This window comes from Hymenobacter wooponensis, assembly GCF_004745865.1.
Lineage (GTDB): Bacteria > Bacteroidota > Bacteroidia > Cytophagales > Hymenobacteraceae > Hymenobacter > Hymenobacter wooponensis.
Genome location: NZ_SRKZ01000001.1, coordinates 957580 through 978753, shown reverse-complemented (window position 1 = coordinate 978753; position 21174 = coordinate 957580). Strand labels below are relative to the sequence as shown.

Sequence of the window (21174 nt, the reverse complement as noted above, 5' to 3'; positions counted from 1 at the left end):
GCTGCGCCTCCCCGAGACCGAGTAAGGAGGAAGGCTCCTGGATTAAGCCGCCTGGCCAGACGAGCGGGGCGGCTTTTTCTACTACCTTTGAGCTCATGTTAGCTCAGGGCAATAACCCCACACGGATGAATCCGGATCATATATCGCTGCACAACAAGCAGTTCGAGCCATACCTGCCGGCAGCAAAGCTTACTACTGCCATTCAGGAGCTGGCTGCCAAAATCAACCAAGACTACGCTGGTCAAACGCCGCTGTTTGTTGCGGTGCTCAATGGCTCCTTCATGTTTGTGGCTGATTTGATGAAATACATACAGCTCGATTGCGAGGTGTCGTTCGTCAAGGTGGCTTCTTACCAAGGCACCAGCAGCACCGGTACGGTAAAAGAAGTGCTAGGCCTGTCTGAGGAGATCAAAGATCGGCACGTCATCATTCTGGAGGATATTGTAGATACTGGCCATACCATGCGGATGCTGCTGGACACGTTCAACGATAAGCAGCCAGCTTCCCTTGAAGTAGCCACGCTATTCCTGAAGCCAGAGTGCCTGCAGCATGAGTTACCCATTCGGTACGTGGGGCTCAGTATTCCCAACGACTTCATTGTGGGCTACGGCCTTGATTATGATGGCCTAGGGCGCAACCTGCCCGACGTCTATAAAGCAGTATAAGGCGCCGTCCAGCTAAAATTCGCTGGGCTGCGTACAGCGGCTTACCTCCGCATTGCTTATCTTTCCCAACCACCTGTTTTTCCCTTCCCTCGCGAAATACCCGCTTGCCATGCTGAACCTCGTGCTCTTCGGCCCTCCCGGTGCCGGTAAAGGAACGCAAAGCCAGAAGCTCATTGCTCAATATAATCTGGTACATCTTTCCACCGGCGACCTGCTTCGCGCGCAAATTGCGCAGGGCACAGAACTAGGCCTACGGGCAAAAAAGCTCATGGACGAAGGTCTGCTAGTGCCCGATGAAGTGGTAATCGGCATGATCGACCACGCGCTCAAGAATAATAAGCAAGCAGCCGGCTTTATTTTCGATGGCTTCCCACGCACAGTGCCTCAAGCCGAAAGCCTCGACCAACTGCTATCTATCCATGACACGGGCGTATCGTGCATGGTGGCGCTAGAGGTAGCGGAAGAAGAGCTAGTGAAGCGTCTGCTGGAGCGCGGTAAGACTTCTGGTCGGCCCGATGACCAGGATGAAACCAAAATCCGCAAGCGCGTGACCGTGTACAATACGGAAACAGCGCAGGTGGCCGGTTACTATGCTAAACAGGGCAAATTTCACTCCCTAAATGGCATTGGCGCGATTGAAGACATCTACGGTCAGATCTGCGGCATCCTGGATAAGCACCAGCCTGCCACGGCCCAAGATAGCCGGCAGGCAACCGACGAAGTAAAAGCGTAACTTTGCAGTTACTACCCGCTTGGGTAGTGGCAGAATCCTCTGTCATCCTGACTATTCCGCACGATAAGCGGAATAGTCAGGATGACTTTTTTTAAGTACGCGCAGCAGCATGGCTTCCAATAATTTCATCGATTACGTTAAAATCAACTGCCGTTCCGGGAAAGGAGGGGCTGGTTCGCACCACTTCTTCCGGGCCAAAGGCTTACCTAATGGTGGCCCTGATGGGGGCGACGGCGGCCGGGGCGGTCATATTATTCTGGAAGGCAGCTCCCAGCTTTGGACGCTGCTGCACCTGCAATACCAAAAGCACCTGATTGCCAAGCCCGGCGAAAACGGCGGCGAAAACCTGCGCACAGGGGCCCAGGGCGAGGATATCATTATTCAGGTGCCGCTGGGTACGGTGGCCCGCGATGCCGAAACTGGCGAGAAGAAGCTGGAAATAACGGAAGATGGGCAGCGCCTGATTCTGACTCCCGGCGGGCGCGGTGGCCTCGGCAACGACCACTTCAAATCGGCTACCAACCAAGCGCCCAGCTACGCCCAACCCGGCGAACCGGGTATTGACGAGTGGGTGGTTCTGGAGCTGAAGCTGCTGGCTGACGTAGGCCTGGTGGGGTTTCCGAATGCCGGCAAAAGCACGCTGCTCTCCGTAGTATCGGCCGCTAAGCCCAAGATTGCTGACTACGCCTTTACCACGCTCACGCCTAACCTGGGCGTAGTGGCCTACCGCGACTATAAGTCGTTTGTGATGGCCGATATTCCGGGCATCATTGAAGGAGCGGCTGAGGGCAAAGGCTTGGGCACGCGCTTTCTGCGCCACATTGAGCGCAATTCCATCCTGCTGTTCATGATCAGCTGCGACTCGCCCGATATTGCCGCCGAGTACCAGGTGTTGCTGAGCGAACTGGAACAGTTTAACCCAGAACTGCTGGATAAGAAGCGGCTGCTAGCCATTTCGAAATCTGATATGCTTGATGAGGAGCTAGAGGACGAAATCCGCGGGACGCTACCCACAGATCTGCCGTCGGTGTTTATCTCTAGCCTTACCAACAAAAATATCCAGAAGCTGAAGGATATGATTTGGGAGGCGCTGCACGCAGAGTAGGCATTATCTGCTACTGGCTAGCTTTAAGCGTGACAAAACCTGGTACACGACTTCGGGCTCTATCTGCGCATGATAATTGAAATGCAGATAGAGCGTGTTGGCGGCAAAATCCAGGTGGGTGAGAGTAGGTGCTTGCCAGCAAAGAAGCTTTGCTTCTGTCCACTGCTGCGCAACTACTGCTACTGGCCTACCAGATTCTACCGACCACGTTGCTTTGCCGCCGCTAATGGTAGCTAAGTACGACTGCGCAAGGATAAGCCGGAGTATTTCAGCCACTGAAGTGTGGTCAGGGACTATGAAGCGGTAAGTGTGCGGTGCGTTTGCGTCGTCGCCGGCGGCTACACTGTCACGCGTAAGGCTGATGGTCATGGTGAAGCAGATATGTCGGACCTAAACTACCAGAACGGTGCAGTTACGCCACCACGTCTGAACTAACTACTAAACATCTGTGGTTTCCGTGCCACAATGGCAGCCATTGTGGCTTTGGCAAACTCCTTGCGCCCTATGGTTCCACCTATGTCCTCAAGATTCAACCCATTCCGACGATTTCAAGCGAAAATGGCTGACGATAAAACTCCACAATCCGAAGAAACTCAATTCAACCAAACGGCTGACCACGTAACTGGCGAGCTGCCCCAGGAGCCTAACGCCCCCGAGATTGGGGAAGTAGAAGCCACTGACGGCGATGCCCAAGCGACTGGCTCTGGCGCCGATGCCGAGTTGAGTGCCCTGAAGGACAAATACCTGCGCCTGGCCGCCGAGTTTGAAAACTACAAGCGCCGCACCACCAAGGAGCGCGCTGACTTGTTCAAGACTGCGAATCAGGAGTTGATGGTGGCCCTGCTGCCCGTGCTCGATGATTTTGACCGGGCCCGCCATCATACTAAAGACACCGAGGATGCTAACGCCGTGCGCGAAAGCATTGATATTATTTCCAATAAGCTCCAGAAAACCTTGAGCCAGAAGGGCCTGGCCCCAATGGAAGCCAAGGGTGGTTCTTTCGACCCCGAGCTGCACGAAGCCATTACCCAGATTCCGGCCCCGTCGGAAGACCTGAAAGGCAAGATTGTAGACGAGATTGAGAAGGGCTACTACCTCGGCGACAAGGTAATCCGCCACGCCAAGGTGGTGCTGGGCCAGTAACCATAAACGACGCGCATTTCTATTGCCATGGCAACGAAGCGAGATTATTATGAGGTGCTAGGCGTAGCCAAAAACGCGTCGGGCGATGAAATTAAGAAGGCGTACCGCAAGGTGGCCATCAAGTTTCACCCCGATAAAAACCCCGACGACCCCACGGCCGAAGACAAGTTCAAGGAAGCTGCCGAGGCCTACGAGGTATTGTCGGACCAGAACAAGCGCGCCCGCTACGACCAGTACGGCCATCAAGGCATGGGCGGCAACGGCGGTGGCCCGAACATGGAAGATATCTTCTCGCAGTTCGGCGACATCTTCGGGGGCGGCGGCTTCGAAGGCTTCTTTGGCGGCGGAGGTCGTGGCCAGGGTGGCCGGCGCGTACGTAAGGGCTCCAACCTGCGCATCAAGCTGAAGCTTGATTTGGAGGAGGTAGCCAACGGCGTCGAGAAGAAGATTAAGGTGAAGCGCTACGTGGCCTGCAACACCTGCTCGGGTACAGGCGCCAAAAACGGCACCGACATGCGCGACTGTGGCACCTGCCACGGCCAAGGTCAGGTGAAGCGTGTGGTGAACACCATGCTAGGCCAGATGGTGAGCACGGCTACGTGCCCCACCTGTAATGGAGAAGGCAAAGTGGTAACCAGCAAGTGTGATGTCTGCAACGGCGAAGGCCGCCAGCTCCACGAGGAGGTAATTCCGATCAATATCCCGGCCGGGGTTGCGGAAGGCATGCAGCTTTCCATGAACGGCAAGGGCAACTACCCCGAGCGTGGTGGCGTGGCCGGCGACCTGCTCATTCAGATTGAGGAGGAGCCCCACGAACTGCTCAAGCGCGATGGCAACAACATCATGTTCGAGCAGTACATTTCGTTCGTGGATGCGGCATTAGGCGCGAGCATTGAGGTGCCGACTATCGAAGGCAAGGTGAAGATCAAAGTGGAGCCCGGTACCCAGCCTGGCAAGATCCTGCGCCTGCGCGGCAAAGGCATCAAAGACATTAACGGCTATGGCCGCGGCGACCAGCTCATTCACCTCAGCGTTTGGACCCCCAAGAACGTGACCGGCGAGGAGCGGGAGCTGCTGGAGAAGCTGCGCAATGCCCAGAACTTCACTCCGAACCCCGGTAAGAATGAGAAAGGCTTCTTCGAGAAAGTGAAGGAGTACTTCCAATAATCACGGAACTAGACGGATTCATCGGATTTCGTTTCAAGAAAAAACAGCCCGCTTTCCAACAGAGGAAAGCGGGCTATTTGCTTGTAAGCCAAACGCCTTAGTGCGGAGTGGCCTAGCCCTTATCAATCAGTTCAAGTGCTTTCTCTAACAGTTCATCACGGCCTTCTCTGATGCCTTGCACAGTGGGGCGCAGCTGAACATCGGGGACAATGCCGATACGTTGGGTTTCGCGGCCATCGGGGTAATACACGCCGGTACCACTGATGCGGGTTACCAAATTACCAGGCAGTACAATGCGAGATACATCTCCATCGGCACCAGCAGTAGGGCTACCCAGAATAATGGCATGTGGAGTAGCGCGTAAGGCCATTGCCGTATACTCAGCCAAGCTAATAGAGGTCTCATCTACGAGGACTATCAGCTTGCCCGTATATGGTGTGCCAATTGGTTTCAGGAATTTGCTCGAGAACCGCAGGAAGCGGCCGGGGTAGCTGATATCAAATTTGGCAAACTTCGCGAATGCCTTGGGCTTTGTAAGAAAATAGCCCGGCAGCTGCTGCGTTGCAGAAAAATCCGTGGGATAATTCCGGATGTCAACCACCAAGCCTTTGGTGTTCTTGAATGTGCGGAAGATGGTAGGTAGTTGTTGCTGCTTGGTTTTCGCCATCGTCAGGTACCCGATATCTGGCTTCAAGAAGCGGTAAGCACTATCAGCGGGCTGAGGGCGCACCGGGGGCAGCTTATCCAGCAAATACCGTGGGGCCGACACCGTCAGTGGCTTTCCGGCGCGCAAGAGTTGTAGCTGCGTTTGGTCGGTGTTGCCACGGAGTAGGTCAGAGGCTAGCATTCGCAACTGGCCCGCTTCATTGGAGCCAGGCGTGAGAGGTAGGCGTTGCTTCACGATATCTACTACCGATACCCCATCAATATGCGTGAGAATGTCGCCGGGTTCCAGCGGAGGACGAGGTAACAGGCCATCCTGTCGCACCCGGAGCACCACAGCTTGCCTATCGATGAACTTGACCGCAGCCGGCACAATATAAGCGCCCATGTACTGGTCCAGTGTAGCATCGGGGTTGAGGGTGGCATGGCCATCGTGGATGCGGGCCAACAAACGTAGAGTTACTAATCGATACTGGAGCGCATTGGGGGCTTCCACGAATTGCGGCAGAAACTCGGGTAGCACCTGTTGCCAGTTTTCTCCGATGGCATATTTGTATGGAAAGAAATACTGAATCATGTTCCAGTAGCGGAACAAGGCCAGAATGCGTAAACCAGCATCGGGGTAGGTGTGCGTGGCGTAGGCCTCTTCGTGCGTGAAACCAGGGCTCAAGACATTGCCTTCAGCCACATAGTAATGGGAGCCTTGGTTCCGGTTGTGTTTTAGGTAGTCTAGTTGCTGTTGAAGTTCAGCGGTGTAGAGCCTGTTATCTGTTAGCCACACTAAATCGGGCTCCTGGCGCACCGGTAATGCGGGTCGTTTGGCGCAGGTAGCGCACGGCGCAGCGGGACCAAGCTTCGCAATCCACTGCCCTAACAAGGCACTTCGCTCGGCTGTAGTACGGCTAGCCAAGGCGGCTGGCAACACCCGAAACAACTCTTTGTCCCAGTCAACTTGTCCTGCGGCCACCACCGGATGATAGTACTTCACGAAGCCCCACACCTGGCCTAGCGCTGTCAGGTTTTCGAGCTGCTGGGCTGTTAGTTTAGATAAGACAAGTCCGGAGCCTTTCTGGAATGCAGTGTCAAGCGAAGCCTTGTAAACGGGGGCCTCCTTAGGGGCTGCCGGGGTTTGCGCCTGAGCTGCCAGACTTAGCAGCATACCTAGGCCACTGAGTAGGCCTGCTCGCGAAAAAATGGGCATAAAAATAGGCTGGATGAATACGTGTAACTGCATCTGGTAGTGAGATGCGCAACCAGCAGAGACAGTTGGCTGGCCCAGGAAAATTAGTTGGCGCTAGGCCAATGAAAAAGTGTTGCTACAGAACAGTAAAAATAATTTCTGGCGCGGCTGTAATGACTGGCCTAGACTGCCGACATATGGAGTGTACTTTGCCTTCCTCTCCTCCTCGCCGTGCCAACGCTATCCTCTGCCGAGCCGTTCGTGTCCCAGGTAAAAGCGCACCAGCCGATGCTGCAGCGCATCTGCCGGATGTACTGCGCTGATCCCGACGACCGCCAGGACCTGTACCAAGAGATTGTGCTGCAATTGTGGCGGGCTTATCCGCAGTACGAGGCCCGCGCCAAGTTCAGCACCTGGCTCTACCGCGTAGCCCTGAACGTGGCCATTTCCAACCTGCGCCAGCGCACTCGCCGGCCAGTAGCTGAGCGCTTCGGTGATACCGTACCGGATGTGGCCCCGCCGCTCGACACGGGCCCCGATGCCGAAGATCTAGGCCAGTTGTACCAAGCCATTGAGCGGCTCTCGGATGTGGAAAAAGCCTTCGTACTGCTGTACCTGGAAGAGCGCACCTACGAAGAAATGGCCGACATCCTGGGTATCACCCAAAACAATGTGCGCGTGAAAATGCACCGCGTGCAAGACAAGCTTCGCCACTTGCTAACCCAACCTGCCTAATGGAACTCGATAATTTCCGCCGCCGCTGGCAGGAGCAGCCATCGGACCCGGTACCTACTCCCGAAACCACTGAACAGATTTTACGCGCTATGTTAGCCCAACGCACCACCGGACCTATTGCCCAACTAAAGCAAAATGTTCAGCGGGATATGAAGCTTAGCATTCCTATTCTGTTTCTGAATCTTTTCAACGTTCTCAACATCGTCAACCGGAAGAGCCTCACTACCGAAACACGCTTCATGTTTGTGGGACTAGTAGCGGCGTTGCTGGTAATGCTGGCGGCGTCTATGTACCGGCGCCTGCAGCTGGTGCGACAAATGGAAGACAGCAGCACTGACCTCTACAATCAGCTGAAAACTACTTCCCATAAGCTGCGTCAAGTGTTGCGCACGAGTTGGATGATGGGCATTGGGGTACTGCTAGTGGTGTGCGTATTGTTTTTGTACAAGACGCACGCAGAGCTGCTGGCTTACCTGAGTCCTGGAGCCGAACATTGGGGCCGGAGCGTTACGGTGTTCGTTTTGGGCTGCATTGGGCTTGCGCTTTTGCTAATGGCGCTGTTTGCCGTGGGCAAGGCCAAGCAGCAGCGCCGCTACGGCCGCTACCTCGACCAACTGGAAGGAGCCCTACGCGAGCTAGAGGCCTAGAGAAAGCCGTTCAGGCCAGGTTTATGACAGTTCAGGCTAGTATTCTGCCGGTTGGTTGGAATTTGTATGCCTGCTTTATCGGGTTCCTGTAATATTACATACACAACTAATTCGCCTTTCCGCTGTGAAACCACCTATCCTCGAAGTGCGCGACGTGCGCAAGCAGTACGCCGCCCATACCGCCCTCGACGGCGTGAGCCTGTCTGTGCCAGAGGGCTCCATTTTCGGGCTGCTGGGCCCCAACGGCGCCGGTAAAACTTCCCTAATCCGCATCATCACCCAAATAACCGGGGCCGACGCGGGCGAGGTATTGTTCCGGGGCGAGCGGCTGAACCCCTCTCACATTGGGCGCATCGGCTACCTGCCTGAGGAGCGCGGCCTCTACAAGAAAATGAAGGTAGGGGAGCAGCTCATGTACCTGGCCCAGCTCAAAGGCTTGAGCAAGGACGAAGCCCGGCAGAAAATCAAGGGCTGGCTGGAGCGCTTCGATATCAAATCTTGGTCGGAAAAGAACATTGAGGATCTAAGCAAAGGCATGCAGCAGAAGGTGCAGTTTATTGCCACCGTGGTGCATGATCCTGAGTTGGTGATTCTCGACGAGCCCTTCTCTGGCTTTGACCCCATCAACGCCAACTTGCTCAAGGACGAGATTCTGGCCATGCGCAGCAGGGGCACCAGCATCATCTTCTCAACCCACCGCATGGAGTCGGTGGAGGAAATGTGCGACCATATTGCCCTTATCAACCGCAGCCGCAAGGTGCTCGATGGCTCCGTACGCGAGGTCCGCGACGCCTACCGTGCCCAGACCTACGAGGTAGAAGGCCAGGGCCGCCTGATGGTGATGCACCCCGATTTTGAAGTGCTCAAGCACCAAGAGCGCGAAAACGGCCACTTCTACGACATTATTCGCTTGCACGGCGGCACCACCCCCAATGACCTGTTGCGCTACCTCATTGGGGCCGGCAGTGTGGAGGTGCATGCCTTCCGGGAGTTAGTGCCCAGCATCAACGACATCTTTATCCGGCGGGTGCGCGAAACTCAGCCTGACTACGTGCCCGAAACCGATACCGCCCTGGCCTAGCGCGAGCCACTTTTCCTTCTGCATCTGAAACTATCCTTTACCATGTCTAAAATTTGGTTGATTGCGCAGCGCGAGTACCTGACCCGGGTGCGCAAAAAGAGCTTTCTGATTATGTCGTTGCTGGGGCCGCTGCTCACGGCCGGCATTTTTGCCGTGCCCGTGCTCATCGCTACCCTGTCGGACAAGGACAAGGTGGTGGCCGTGGCCGACGCCGGTGGGTTGTTCGCCGACAAGCTGCCCGAAGCCCAGAACGATATCACGTTTAAGCGTGTGTCGGCGGACTTGCCTACTGCTAAGGCTGAGTTCAACAAAGCTAAGTACGACGCCCTGCTGTACGTGCCTAAGCTGGATATAGCTAAGCCCGATGGGTTTCAGGTATTCTCGCGCAAGGGCCTGGGCATGTCATTGCAACGGGATATTGAGCGTTCCGTTGAAAATGCAGTAGAGGCCCAGCGCCTTAAAAACGCCGGCCTCGACCAAGCCGTGCTGAAGACTATGAAGGCCGACGTGAGCCTGAAAACCATTAGTTTGAGTGAAGATGGAGAGCGGAGCTCCAGCACTGGTGTAAGCACCGGAGTGGCCTACGCATGCGGTTTCCTGATTTACATGTTCATCTTCATCTACGGCATTCAGATTATGCGCGGGGTGATGGAGGAGAAGACCAACCGCATTGTGGAAGTGGTTATTTCTTCAGTTAAACCCTTCCAGCTGATGATGGGTAAAGTGCTGGGCATTGCCGGAGTAGGATTCACGCAACTAGCCTTATGGGTTGTTCTGTCGTTTGGCATCACTTCTGCCATTGCAGGCTCTGTCAGCCCCGACAAAATTGTGCAGAATCGCGTGGAGCGGGTGAATGCCGCTGCTGGTGCCACTGCCACGGTGCAAGCCAAAAGCACCAAATCGGAGGGCAACGAAATTGTGAAGGCATTCAAAGAAGCTGACCTTAACTTCGGGTTGATTGCCGGCTGTTTCCTGTTCTACTTCCTGGGCGGCTACCTGTTCTACGGTGCCTTGTTCGGGGCCATCGGCTCGGCCGTGGATAGCGAAACGGATACTCAGCAGTTCATGATGCCCGTGACCATGCCCCTTGTCCTCACTTTCGTGGTGGCCCAGGCTACCCTCACCACCAACCCCAACGGACAGGTAGCATTCTGGATGTCGATGATTCCGTTTACCTCGCCCATTGCCATGATGATGCGCTTGCCCTTCGGGGGAGTGCCCATGTGGCAGCTAGGCCTGTCGATGCTCTTGCTGATTGCCGGGTTCTTGGGTACCATTTGGCTGGCCGGCCGCATCTACCGCGTGGGTATTCTGATGTACGGCAAGAAAGTAACGTATGGGGAGCTCTCGAAGTGGCTTTTCTATAAAGGCTAGGCCAGTATCCGACTGATTGAGTACTGAACGCAGAAAGCCCTGGTAGCTGTTGTACTGCAGCCGCCAGGGCTTTGTGCTACCTTTCGCCGCCGGTTTACAAGGCCGGTATGCTTTGCTTTTTGCCAGATGATCAGAAAATTCCTGCTGCTCCCGTTGCTTTCCCTGCTGCTCAGCTTTACGATGAAGGATGATAAACCTGCCTACCGCCTGTTCACGGCCGCCGGCAAAGCGGTGGCCTACGACAAGATGCTGAAGGAGCTGGCCGCGGCCGATGTGGTGTTCTTTGGCGAGCAGCACAATGACCCCATTGCCCATTGGCTGGAGCTGCAGCTCACCAAAGATTTGCTGCGCCTGAAGCAGGGGCAGGTGGTACTAGGCCTAGAGATGTTTGAGCGCGACGTGCAGCCGCTGGTAGACCAATACACCACCGGCGAGTTAACCGATAAGGAGTTTGAGGAGCAGAGCCGCCCCTGGCCTAACTACACCACCGACTATAAGCCCCTGGTGCAGCTGGCCAAACAGCAGAAGTTCCGAGTGATAGGCACCAACGTGCCGCGCCGCTACGCCACGCAGGTGGCAAAGGGCAGCCTCACGGCGTTAAATGACTTACCCGCGGAAGAAAAGGCTTGGTTGATGCCGTTGCCCCTCACCGTTGACTATGAGCTACCCGGTTATAAGAACATGGCGAAAATGTTTGGGGGTGATGCTGCCCACGCCGCAGGCGTCCAGAACATCATTCAGGCCCAGGCCCTTAAAGATGCCACCATGGCTCACTTCCTAAACCAGGGCCGTCCGGAAGGGCATCTCCTGCTCCACCTCAACGGCAGCTACCACTCCGATAACCACGATGGTATTCTAGCCTACTTGCGCCAAATCAATCCGAAGCTTCGCGTACTCACCATCAGCACCGTGCTGCAGGAGCAACTAGGGAAGCTGGACAAAGAGAATGAGCAAAAGGCTGATTTCGTGCTGGCAGTGCCCCAGGACATGACCCGGACGTATTAGCAGTAGTTAAAGAGCGAGACGGAGTTACTGTTATTCCGACGAAGGAGTAAGCTGGCGGGGCTTCTAGGCCACTCCGCAGGTTCCTCGTCCCTGGCTTGATGCGCCACATGCTCGGAATAACAGCAAGCCTTTTTAGGTAGCACCCAGAGTAGCACCATACGCCACTGTACCAATTCAAGTGGCCTAGGCGTAGAAAGTATCCCTTACCAATCTTCATCACCATGCTTTCGACGCAGAATTACGCCGACCTTCCAGATAGAGAGACCTTGCAGCGCATTGCCAAGGCCGTAGCCGCTCTCGATGCTATTGTTTCGCCGGAATGGGAATACCGCTATTACTCATACAACCCAGAATGGGGGGAGGGGGAAGAGTCGTTTGAAATGAACGATGGAGAAGGCGACCAAATGCTGGTGCTCTTCCGCCCCGATGGCTGCGTGATTAACGGGTACGGCGAAGGGTTCGATGAGCCAGTGATAGAGGACGTAACCCGTGGGTTACCGGCTATCTACCATGAGTTCATCTTTGGGGAGCCGGTGAACTCCATCGGCACCACCTTCTGCCTCTGGACGAATGAGCAAGGCGAGTGGCAAACTGGCGAGCTTACCACCGACGAAGACGGCTCCGATGAGATGCTGGGCATTTTCGACGGCGACCCGCAAACTTATATAGCCTGGGCCCAGGAGTATTATGAGCCAGAAACCCTACCGGAAAGCGGCATCTCCCTGGAGGCCGTCCGGCAGGTATATGCCGGCGAAACGCTCAGCCGTGAATTGGTGCTGGCTATAACCAAACACGTACCTGACTGGGAACAGCTCCGGCAAGACCTCACGGCAATTCAGTATCCCTTCAGCTTCGACTAAAAAACGGTTGAGCTTAGGTAGCCGGTTGCCTATATATCATAGGAAATAACCAGTAAGGCATAACTTTTTTCAGTGTTTTTTAACCGTTGCTACCTCTAAGCTTTCAGGCTAGTGAGCAAAGCTGATTGCCTGATTAAGCTTAGGGTTACGTGTGTGCTAAGTGTATTGGCAGTAGCTGAAAAAGTCGTTTGCAGGCATTTACAAGGGTTTTGCAACTAGACTCAGGGCAACAAAGTGCGTATGTTAGGGTATTCTAACCGCCTTTCGTCTGCCTATCGTCCGAACTCTACTTCTACTGCTCCGCCGTATTTCAGTTTTGATTGAGGAGGCTCATCCGAGAGTAGTTGTGGTATGGACTAATGAAGCGAAAAGCGGCTGCCCCCAGGGGTGGCCGTTGTCGTTTCTGCCCTTGCCTATTGCTTTGCCCCGCTCTAGTTCTTTCCACCAATACCCACCAAAACACCATGAAAAAGTTCTTACTAACTACGCTGGGCGCAGCCGCCCTGGCACTGCTAGGCCACCACAAGGCCGACGCCCAAACCTATCAGCAGGTATGGGCCGATGAGTTTAACACAGGCATCAGTTCCAGCTGGGTATTTGAAACCGGCGGAGGCGGCTGGGGCAACAATGAGAAGCAGTACTACCAGCGCGCCAACGCTACTGTGGTAAATGGTATTCTGCAGATTACGGCCAAGAAGGAAAATGTGGGCGGCATGCCCTACACTTCCTCCCGCATGAAAACGCAGGGCCTAAAGGAGTTTAAATACGGCAAAATTGAGGCCCGTATGAAGCTCCCGCTAGGCCAGGGGCTGTGGCCCGCCTTCTGGATGCTGGGCTCCAACATTAACACTGTAAGCTGGCCGGCCTGCGGCGAGATTGACGTGATGGAGCACATCAACGCTGAAAACAAGGTGTACGGCACCGTGCACTGGGACAGCAACGGCCATGCTGAGTACGGCGGCAACATCATCACCACGCCCCAAGACTACCACGTGTATTCCATTGAGTGGGATGCCAACGCCATCAAGTGGTTTGTGGATGGCACCAAGTACCATGAAATCAGCATTGCCAACGGCACGGGTAGCACCGAGGAGTTCCAGCGCCCCTTTTTCCTGCTGCTGAACCTGGCTGTTGCTGGCAACTGGCCTGGCCAGACCGTGGATGAAAGCAAGCTGCCTGCTACCATGTACGTCGATTACGTGCGGGTGTACCAGCTGACCTCTACGCCACCTCCTACTACCTCGTCCACCACCATTCAGGCCGAGTCGTACAGCTCCATGAACGGCGTGCAAACCGAAGCCTGCTCTGACACGGGCGGCGGCCAGAACGTGGCCTACGTTGATGCCGGCGACTGGATGGCCTACAGCAACATCAATTTCCCCACCTCGGGCGCTTATACCATAGAGTACCGCGTGGCTAGCCCCAGCGGCGGCACCCTGTCGTCGGATTTGAACGCGGGCGCCATTCAGCTCGGCAATACGGCCATTCCCGCCACCGGCGGCTGGCAAAACTGGACTACCGTTTCCAAGACGGTAAATGTGAATGCCGGCACCTACAACTTCGGGGTGTTTGCCCAAACCGGCGGCTGGAACCTAAACTGGATTCGGATTATCAAGGCCGCTACTACTGCCCTGACTGCCACCCAAACGGCATCGGTGGTGAGCACAGAGTCGGCTAACCAGCGGGCTACTGGCCTACAGGTGTACCCAAACCCCGTGGAAAATGGCAACCTGCGCATTCAAACTAACGCGCAAGTAGCGGGCAGCCACTACCAGATTGTAGATGCCGTTGGGCGGACCGTCAGCAGCGGTCAGCTGCAGTCGGAAAGCATTGACGTATCGGCGCTCAAGAAGGGGGTGTATCAAATTACGCTTACTACCACTGATAAGCAGCAGCTCACGCAACGCTTCATCAAATAACGCGTCCGTAGGGCGGTCTTTCTGAGCTATTTGCTGGGCACTGTCAATGAGATTGGCAGTGCCCACTTGCGTTTATTAGGGCGTAGAAGGCTCAGCAGTGGCGGGTGGCGCTTGAGACCACACCCGTAACGCCTGCACCGCCCGGTGCCAGCTCTCAATCCTGGCTTGAACGCCAGGCTGGGTGGCTTTGGGGCTAAACGAGGTGTCGGACTGGCCTAGGGCCTGCAGCCCCTCCACACTTTCCCAGTAGCCCACCGCTAAGCCGGCCAAGTAAGCAGCGCCCAGCGCCGTAGTTTCGGTCATGCGCGGGCGAGTAACTTTCGTATTGAGCACATCGGCCTGAAACTGCATGAGCAGGTTATTAGCCGAGGCACCCCCGTCTACGCGCAGCTCCGCAATGGGCAGGCCAGAGTCGGCTTTCATGGCATTGAGCACGTCCATGGTTTGAAAGGCGATTGACTCCACGGCGGCCCGCGCTATGTGCGCCGCCGTGGTGGCCCGGCTCATCCCAAAGATGGTGGCTCGGGCATAGGGGTCCCAGTAGGGAGCTCCCAACCCAGCAAAGGCCGGCACGAAGTACACCCCTTCCGTGCTGCTGACCTGCTTAGCCAGCTGTTCTACCTCCGCTGAGGTTTTAATGATGCCGAGGTTATCACGCAGCCACTGCACCACGGCCCCCGCCATGAAAATGCTACCCTCCAGGGCATACTCTACCTGCCCGTTGCGTTGCCAGGCCACCGTAGTCAGGAGGTTGTTGTGCGAGGCTTTGGGCGTTGAGCCGGTGTTCATCAGCATGAAGCAGCCGGTGCCGTAAGTGTTTTTGACCATGCCGGGGTGCGTACACAGCTGCCCAAACAAGGCCGCCTGCTGGTCGCCGGCAATGCCCGCAATCGGGATTTTGGAGGCGAAGACGGTGGTTTTGGTTTCGCCGTATACCTCGCTCGACTGCCGCACCTCGGGCAGCATGCTCCGCGGAATATCGAACAGGCCTAGCAGCCCCTCGTCCCACTGCAGCGTATGAATGTTGAAGAGCATGGTGCGGGAGGCATTGGTAACATCCGTGACGTGCAGCTCGCCTTGGGTGAAGTTCCAGATCAGCCAGCTATCCACGGTGCCAAACGCCAACTCACCAGCCGCAGCCTTTTTGCGGGCTCCGCGCACATTATCCAAGATCCACTTCACTTTACTGGCCGAGAAGTACGCATCCAGTAGTAGGCCAGTCTTGCTTCTGATCAGTTCTTCGCGGCCTTCGGCGCGCAGCTGGTCGCAATACTCGGCAGTGCGGCGGTCTTGCCACACAATGGCGTTGTAGAGGGGCTTGCCGGTTTTGCGATTCCAGACTACAACCGTCTCGCGCTGGTTGGTAATGCCGATGGCGGCAATGCTCTTGCCATTCTTGCCGGCCTTCACCGTCGCCTCCGCCGCCACGCCCGCCTGCGTCGACCAGATTTCCAGTGGGTCGTGCTCTACCCAGCCCGGCTTGGGAAATAGTTGGGTGAACTCCTTCTGCGCCTGCGCCACGATGCGGCCTTTCTTATCGAACAGAATAGCGCGGGAACTGGTCGTACCTTGGTCGAGAGCAAGGATGTATTGCGGCATTAGGAAATGGGGTAGAGGTGGAGAAATTGTTAACAGTAGCCGTCATCTCGAGCTTGTCGAGACATCTCGCATACTGACTATGTAGAGACACATACTTGTGTCTCGTCGTTGAACGATAACGCTGGAACTACTGGCCTAGAACGACGCTAGCTAAACAACATCAGCACGCGCCGAGACACAAGTATGTGTCTCTACATCGTCCGCACGTCTGAAGCATGACGTTCAAGAGTAATCGAGCTAGGCCAGTCCTAGCTTGCCTGCCGGTTTATCTTTCAAGATATAATGTTGAGCCACCGCGGTAAACGCATCTATTTGCTGCTGTTGCCACTGCTGGTCTTTACCGAGTTCCTGGGCTAACAACGCGGCTACTGTTGGAGCCATACGCAGAGCGGCGCGGGCATCTAGGAACAGCACGCGCACGCGCCGGGCTAGTACGTCTTCCACGGTGCGGGCCATTTCGTGGCGGGCAGCCCATACTACTTCAGCTTGCAGGAATTCTAGGGTTTTATCCAGCTTCTGGCCTAGCTCGGGGCGCTCGGTTATGAGTTGCTGCAGGGCTGGTAGGTCAGAGCCGTACACGTAGAGATGGCTGCTGTGGTCGGGGGTGGGCTGGGCGCCGTGGATGGGCAGGTGGGCGGTTGGGCTGGGGGCGAGGGGCAGCTTACTGAGGGCAATAGCCCGATCTACCGTATCCTGGGCCATGCGGCGGTAGGTCGTCCATTTACCGCCCGTGATGGTAATAAGACCAGCTTCTGAAACGAGGATTTTGTGGCTGCGCGAAATCTCCTTGGTCTTCTCAGAGCCGCCTTGTGGTGCCGCCAGAGGCCGCAGACCTGCGAAGATGCTGAGCGCGTCGCTGCGTTGGGGGGCGCGGGTGAGGTATTGGGCCGTGGTGCGCAGAATGAACTCGATTTCTTCCTCCAGAGCTTGGGGCTCCGGGCTGTGTTCGTTGAGTGGAGTATCCGTGGTGCCCAATACCACGCGGCCGTGCCACGGTACTGCAAACAACACCCGACCATCTTCGGTCTTAGGAATCATCAGCGCATCGTCGCCGGGCAGAAACGACTTCTCCACCACTATATGCACGCCCTGGCTGGGCCGCACCAGCTTGCGGGCACCCGGCTGATCCATCTGCAGGATGTCATCTACAAAAATGCCAGTGGCATTAACCACGGCTTTTGCTCGCAGCTCGTACGTAGCACCGGTTTCTTCGTCGGTAGCTGTTACGCCCGTAACCTGGCCTAGTGCGTCTTTCACTAGCCCGTGCACCCCGAAGTGGTTAAGCAATACTGCACCCTGCTCAATGGCTGTTTGCGCCAGGTTGATAGCCAGGCGGGCATCATCAAACTGCCCATCGTGGTAGAGCACGCCGCCGCGCAGGCCTTGGGCTTTGATATTACTTAGGCGCTGCAGAGTTTCTTCCTTGCTCAGGTGCACCGAGGCTCCCAGGCTCAGTTCGCCGGCCAGCAGATCGTACATCTTAAGCCCGATGGTGTAGAATGGGCCACCCCACCAGTCGTAGTTCGGAATGATAAAGTCCTGGTTCTTGACGAGGTGGGGCGCATTCTTTAGGAGCAGGCCCCGCTCATACAACGCCTCGCGCACTAGTCCTACGTCGCCTTGGGCGAGGTAGCGGACGCCTCCGTGTACCAGCTTGGTGCTGCGGCTGCTGGTACCCTTGGCGTAGTCTACCTGCTCTAGCAGTAGCGTTGTGTACCCTCGGCTAGCGCCGTCGAGGGCTATGCCTAGGCCAGTGGCGCCACCGCCAATCACGAGAAGATCCCAGAGGGGTTGCGTGCTAAGCTGCTGCAGAAGGTGCTCGCGCTGGAAATGAAGTTCGGGTGGGGCTTGCTGCATAGATGAGGTAGTAAACCCGGCTCAATGGCCTAAGTCACTCTACTACCTCAACGGATTGCCGCGGAAATAGATAATTTCAGCCGTTTTCAGTAGCTGGCAAGCTGCAACAACGTCGTATGAACGCACTTCTCATGCTATTCCGCGAGGCACAGGTAGCAGATATTCCGCAGCTCAGCATAGTGAGGCTCTCGGTGCAGGAAAACCGATTGTCTAACCCTAATAAGGTAACGGAACAAGACTACATCAACTACCTTACCCAGCGCGGCAAAGGTTGGGTATGCGAAGTGAATGGCACTATCGTAGGCTTTGCCATTGCCGATGTGCTAGGCCACAGCATCTGGGCGCTTTTCGTGCACCCTGAGTTTGCCGGGCAGGGTATCGGCAAACGGCTGCATGATCTGATGCTCGACTGGTATTTCGATCAAACCTCCGAAACCATCTGGCTCAGTACCGCCCCCGGTACCCACGCCGAAGAATTCTACCGCCGCCAAGGCTGGCAGGATACCGGCCGGACCAAGAGCGGGGAAGCCCGATTTGAAATGACGGTAGGAGAGTGGAAAGGCAAAAAGAGGCTAGCTGATTAAGGGCGAATAAATACGACTAACACAGAATAGAGATGGGAATCTTCGATTTTTTGAAAGCGAAAGGCCAGCGTTCAGAGCCAGAGCCGCAAGACGCCAACTTTCCACAAATGCTCACGGCTAAGTTGCTATTTGCGGAGGCGCCTGTGTTCGACAAGCAGGCCATAGTAACAGAGCTTAAAAAATCCTTTCAAAGCGTAGACAGTCCAGATCTAGATGGATCGATGTTGTTCTTCTTTCCCAACACGAAGGTTTCTTTTACGGATGGAGAAGTGGCCGCCCAATGCACCATATTCTTTCCTGATAAAGACAAGGCGGGTGTAAAAATGCCTGAAGAAGCACTGCAGCAAAACTGGCATTGGGAAGAAGCTGCTGAAACTGCTGCTGCCTGCCGCTACGAGGTACTACTTTCTGATTTTATGACTCGGCAACTGGATTATAAATCCAGGCTTGAGTTATTCATGCAGTTCCTCGTAGCCGTAACCAAAGCAACACGGCCGCAGGCTATTCACTCAGTTGGGGCACAGAAACTCATTGCACCTAACGATTTGATGGATTCTTGGGAAGCCAATGGTAGGAGTACACTGCACAGTTTAGTAAACGTGCGGTTGTTCAATGTCAGCAATGGTTCAGCAGGTGAGACTGTGATGGATACCGTTGGAATGCACCTGCTAGGCCTTCCCGATTTTCAGATTCGTTTTACTGATCTGGACCCATCAGCGGTAGGGTCGCTGCTTTGGAGTTATGCGTACTACACGTATAACAAAGGAGACGTGATTACCGATGGAAGCACAATCCAGGGGTTGCAGCAAGGTTCTAAGTGGAAATGTGAACGACAGGATTCTATGGTAGCGCCAGATCGGCTGGTGCTTACTATACAGCCGGCTTAATTCCGATGAGGTAATAGTATCCTAGATGAAGCAAGTAGTAGTTAAAAGGGTGCTCATGTTGTGTTGGGTGTGGCTGCTTGCCTTACCCGCCGTCGCCCAGCCCAGCTTTACCGTCGTGCCGCTGGGCGTGAAAGGTGGCCTACAGGAAAGCAACCTCTCGGCCTATCTGGTAGCTCCAGCGGCTAGCAGTTCCTATGTTTGCCTCGATGCGGGAACCGTGTACAGCGGCGTCGAAAAGGCCATCAGCAACAAAGTATTTTCAGGGCCCGCTGGGGAGGTAGTACGCAATCAGATTAAGGCCTACCTGATTTCCCACGCTCACCTCGATCATGTGGCTGGTCTGCTCCTCAATGCCCCCGATGATACGCCGAAAAGCATATATGGCCTTCAGAGTTGCCTCACCACTATTCAAAACGATTACTTCAACTGGCGGGCCTGGCCGAACTTCGGCGATGGTGGCAACCCGCCAGCTCTGAAGAAATACCAGCTGCGGGAGCTGGTGCCCCAACAAGAAACAACGATCGAAAACACGCCCCTCCAGGTGCAGGCGTTTGCGCTCAGCCACGGCAAGCCCTACCAAAGCGCGGCTTTCCTGGTGCGCAGCGGCAGCAGCTATCTGCTCTATCTCGGCGATACTGGCGCCGATGCCGTGGAGCAAAGCCAGAACCTGCGCACGGTGTGGCAGGCCGTGCAGCCGCTGCTTAAAGCGCGACAGCTAAAGGCCATTTTCATCGAAGCTTCCTACCCCAACTCCCAGCCGGAGAAGCAGCTGTTCGGCCACCTTACGCCGGCCCTATTGATGCAGGAACTAGAGGCGCTAGGCCAGTTGGCCGGTCCGGCCGCGTTGCGCGGGCTGCCCGTTGTCATCACTCACCTCAAGCCCTCCCCCGGCAACGAGGCCCTCATCAACAAGCAGCTCACTGAGGAGAATAAGCTTCAAGTGAAATTGGTCTTTCCGGAGCAGGGGCGACGGTTGGAATTTTGAAGTGGTTTGTGAGATAGGGGATAGTAACAGAACATCATGGGGAACTAGTTGATACATGACGTTCAGAATTGTTTCTGCACTAGCTTAGCCGCATGCTTTTATCCAACCTCTGCAAATCAGCTCTGAGCTATAGCGTGCTGCTCTTGCTACTTCTCACAGCACCATCAGCTCACGCGCAAAGTCAGCCGCCGAAGCGCGAGCCCTTCGTGCTAGGCCACATCGACCGTATTAAATCGGTGCAGCTAAACGAAGAGCGGGTGCTCAATATCTATCTGCCGGAGGGGTATGATGCCGATCCGAAAGTGAAGTACCCCGTGATTTACCTGCTGGATGGCTCTGCCGATGAAGACTTCATTCACATTGTAGGCCTAGTGCAGTACCTGACTTTTCCTTGGATTGATGTGCTGCCGAAGTCCATCGTAGTCGGCATTGCAACCGTGGATAGACGGCGCGACTTTACCTTTCCAACCCACAATGCAAAGGATCTAAAGGACTATCCAACTACCGGTAAGTCGGCGGCCTTTATGCGCTTTATTGAGCAGGATTTGCAGCCCTACGTGGAGAAAACCTACCGCACCAATGGGCAAAAGACCATCATAGGCCAGTCGTTGGGCGGGTTGTTTGCGATGGAAGTGCTACTGAAAAAGCCCACGCTGTTCAATACGTACATCATTGCCAGCCCCAGCTTGTGGTGGGACGATGAATCGCTGGTAGCGCAGGCTCCCGGGTTGCTCAAGCAATCCTCCAAGGCCGCGCCCGCCAACGTGTTCGTAGCCCTCGGTAACGAAGGCCCTGAAATGAAGAAAGCCACGGAGACTATGGTTGCGACCCTACGTGCTACTCCCGCCAGAGTGAGCCGCATAGAGTACGTCCCATTGCCCGAGGAAACGCATGCTACTATTCTGCACAGGGCGGTATACAAAGCGTTTGAAACGCTGTATAAGAAGGCGAAATAGGGGCTCGGCATTGGGTAATACAAAACTAG

The 21174-nt window shown here is 55.5% G+C and carries 20 protein-coding genes; 16 read left to right on the top strand and 4 right to left on the bottom strand.

Annotation, left to right across the window (positions count from 1 at the left end):
* Positions 1 to 125 precede the first annotated feature (125 nt).
* The 3 genes from hpt to obgE all read left to right on the top strand — a co-directional run bounded on the left by hpt (position 126) and on the right by obgE (position 2503).
* The gene (gene hpt, locus EU557_RS04125) at positions 126 to 665 is read left to right on the top strand and encodes a hypoxanthine phosphoribosyltransferase (protein ID WP_135529128.1); all 540 of its coding nucleotides are present in this window, start codon (positions 126 to 128) and stop codon (positions 663 to 665) included.
* A 109-nt stretch (positions 666 to 774) separates the two neighbouring features.
* Complete coding sequence (locus EU557_RS04120) at positions 775 to 1398, top strand: adenylate kinase (RefSeq protein ID WP_135529549.1); 624 nt, start codon at positions 775 to 777, stop codon at positions 1396 to 1398.
* Positions 1399 to 1507: 109 nt separating this feature from the next.
* Positions 1508 to 2503, top strand: a complete 996-nt coding sequence (gene obgE / locus EU557_RS04115) for a GTPase ObgE (RefSeq protein ID WP_135529127.1) — start codon at positions 1508 to 1510, stop codon at positions 2501 to 2503.
* Positions 2504 to 2506: 3 nt separating this feature from the next.
* Here obgE and EU557_RS04110 read toward each other — a convergent pair whose 3' ends face one another.
* The gene (locus tag EU557_RS04110; protein WP_135529126.1) at positions 2507 to 2872 is read right to left on the bottom strand and encodes a hypothetical protein; all 366 of its coding nucleotides are present in this window, start codon (positions 2870 to 2872) and stop codon (positions 2507 to 2509) included.
* Positions 2873 to 3019: 147 nt separating this feature from the next.
* On the opposite strand from EU557_RS04110, the gene EU557_RS04105 reads away from it, so the two are divergent.
* Positions 3020 to 3646, top strand: a complete 627-nt coding sequence (locus tag EU557_RS04105; protein ID WP_245326160.1) for a nucleotide exchange factor GrpE — start codon at positions 3020 to 3022, stop codon at positions 3644 to 3646.
* A gap of 27 nt (positions 3647 to 3673) precedes the next feature.
* Positions 3674 to 4813 (top strand): molecular chaperone DnaJ, encoded by a 1140-nt coding sequence (dnaJ, locus tag EU557_RS04100; RefSeq protein WP_135529125.1) that lies wholly within the window; start codon positions 3674 to 3676, stop codon positions 4811 to 4813.
* A 112-nt stretch (positions 4814 to 4925) separates the two neighbouring features.
* On the opposite strand, the gene EU557_RS04095 is transcribed toward dnaJ, so the two are convergent.
* Entirely contained in the window at positions 4926 to 6677 is a 1752-nt protein-coding gene (locus EU557_RS04095) for a S41 family peptidase (RefSeq protein WP_167855082.1), read from the bottom strand.
* A 210-nt stretch (positions 6678 to 6887) separates the two neighbouring features.
* On the opposite strand from EU557_RS04095, the gene EU557_RS04090 reads away from it, so the two are divergent.
* The 7 genes from EU557_RS04090 (at position 6888) to EU557_RS04060 (ending at position 14277) form a co-directional block, all read left to right on the top strand.
* The gene (locus EU557_RS04090) at positions 6888 to 7391 is read left to right on the top strand and encodes an RNA polymerase sigma factor (RefSeq protein WP_245326159.1); all 504 of its coding nucleotides are present in this window, start codon (positions 6888 to 6890) and stop codon (positions 7389 to 7391) included.
* Positions 7391 to 8038, top strand: coding sequence for a hypothetical protein (locus tag EU557_RS04085; RefSeq protein ID WP_135529123.1), 648 nt, complete (start codon positions 7391 to 7393; stop codon positions 8036 to 8038). Before EU557_RS04090 ends, EU557_RS04085 begins: the two co-directional genes overlap by 1 nt.
* A gap of 124 nt (positions 8039 to 8162) precedes the next feature.
* Positions 8163 to 9119, top strand: a complete 957-nt coding sequence (locus EU557_RS04080; protein ID WP_135529122.1) for an ABC transporter ATP-binding protein — start codon at positions 8163 to 8165, stop codon at positions 9117 to 9119.
* A 42-nt stretch (positions 9120 to 9161) separates the two neighbouring features.
* Complete coding sequence (locus EU557_RS04075) at positions 9162 to 10493, top strand: ABC transporter permease (RefSeq protein ID WP_135529121.1); 1332 nt, start codon at positions 9162 to 9164, stop codon at positions 10491 to 10493.
* Between the two features lie 126 nt (positions 10494 to 10619).
* The gene (locus EU557_RS04070; RefSeq protein WP_167855081.1) at positions 10620 to 11498 is read left to right on the top strand and encodes a ChaN family lipoprotein; all 879 of its coding nucleotides are present in this window, start codon (positions 10620 to 10622) and stop codon (positions 11496 to 11498) included.
* A 221-nt stretch (positions 11499 to 11719) separates the two neighbouring features.
* Complete coding sequence (locus tag EU557_RS04065; RefSeq protein WP_135529120.1) at positions 11720 to 12358, top strand: hypothetical protein; 639 nt, start codon at positions 11720 to 11722, stop codon at positions 12356 to 12358.
* Between the two features lie 464 nt (positions 12359 to 12822).
* A complete protein-coding gene (locus tag EU557_RS04060; RefSeq protein ID WP_135529119.1) occupies positions 12823 to 14277 on the top strand; it encodes a carbohydrate-binding protein in 1455 nt (484 codons plus the stop codon).
* A gap of 75 nt (positions 14278 to 14352) precedes the next feature.
* On the opposite strand, the gene glpK is transcribed toward EU557_RS04060, so the two are convergent.
* Positions 14353 to 15876 carry a glycerol kinase GlpK gene (glpK, locus tag EU557_RS04055; protein WP_135529118.1) on the bottom strand — a complete coding sequence of 508 codons (1524 nt, stop codon included), beginning with the start codon at positions 15874 to 15876 and terminating at the stop codon, positions 14353 to 14355.
* A gap of 237 nt (positions 15877 to 16113) precedes the next feature.
* Positions 16114 to 17733 carry a glycerol-3-phosphate dehydrogenase/oxidase gene (locus EU557_RS04050; RefSeq protein ID WP_135529117.1) on the bottom strand — a complete coding sequence of 540 codons (1620 nt, stop codon included), beginning with the start codon at positions 17731 to 17733 and terminating at the stop codon, positions 16114 to 16116.
* Between the two features lie 116 nt (positions 17734 to 17849).
* On the opposite strand from EU557_RS04050, the gene EU557_RS04045 reads away from it, so the two are divergent.
* From EU557_RS04045 to EU557_RS04030, 4 genes are all read left to right on the top strand, one after another.
* Positions 17850 to 18317 carry a GNAT family N-acetyltransferase gene (locus EU557_RS04045; protein WP_245326158.1) on the top strand — a complete coding sequence of 156 codons (468 nt, stop codon included), beginning with the start codon at positions 17850 to 17852 and terminating at the stop codon, positions 18315 to 18317.
* Positions 18318 to 18349: 32 nt separating this feature from the next.
* Entirely contained in the window at positions 18350 to 19204 is an 855-nt protein-coding gene (locus EU557_RS04040) for a DUF4261 domain-containing protein (RefSeq protein WP_135529116.1), read from the top strand.
* A 25-nt stretch (positions 19205 to 19229) separates the two neighbouring features.
* Entirely contained in the window at positions 19230 to 20189 is a 960-nt protein-coding gene (locus tag EU557_RS04035; RefSeq protein ID WP_135529115.1) for an MBL fold metallo-hydrolase, read from the top strand.
* A gap of 92 nt (positions 20190 to 20281) precedes the next feature.
* Positions 20282 to 21145, top strand: a complete 864-nt coding sequence (locus tag EU557_RS04030) for an alpha/beta hydrolase (protein ID WP_135529114.1) — start codon at positions 20282 to 20284, stop codon at positions 21143 to 21145.
* Positions 21146 to 21174 lie beyond the last annotated feature (29 nt).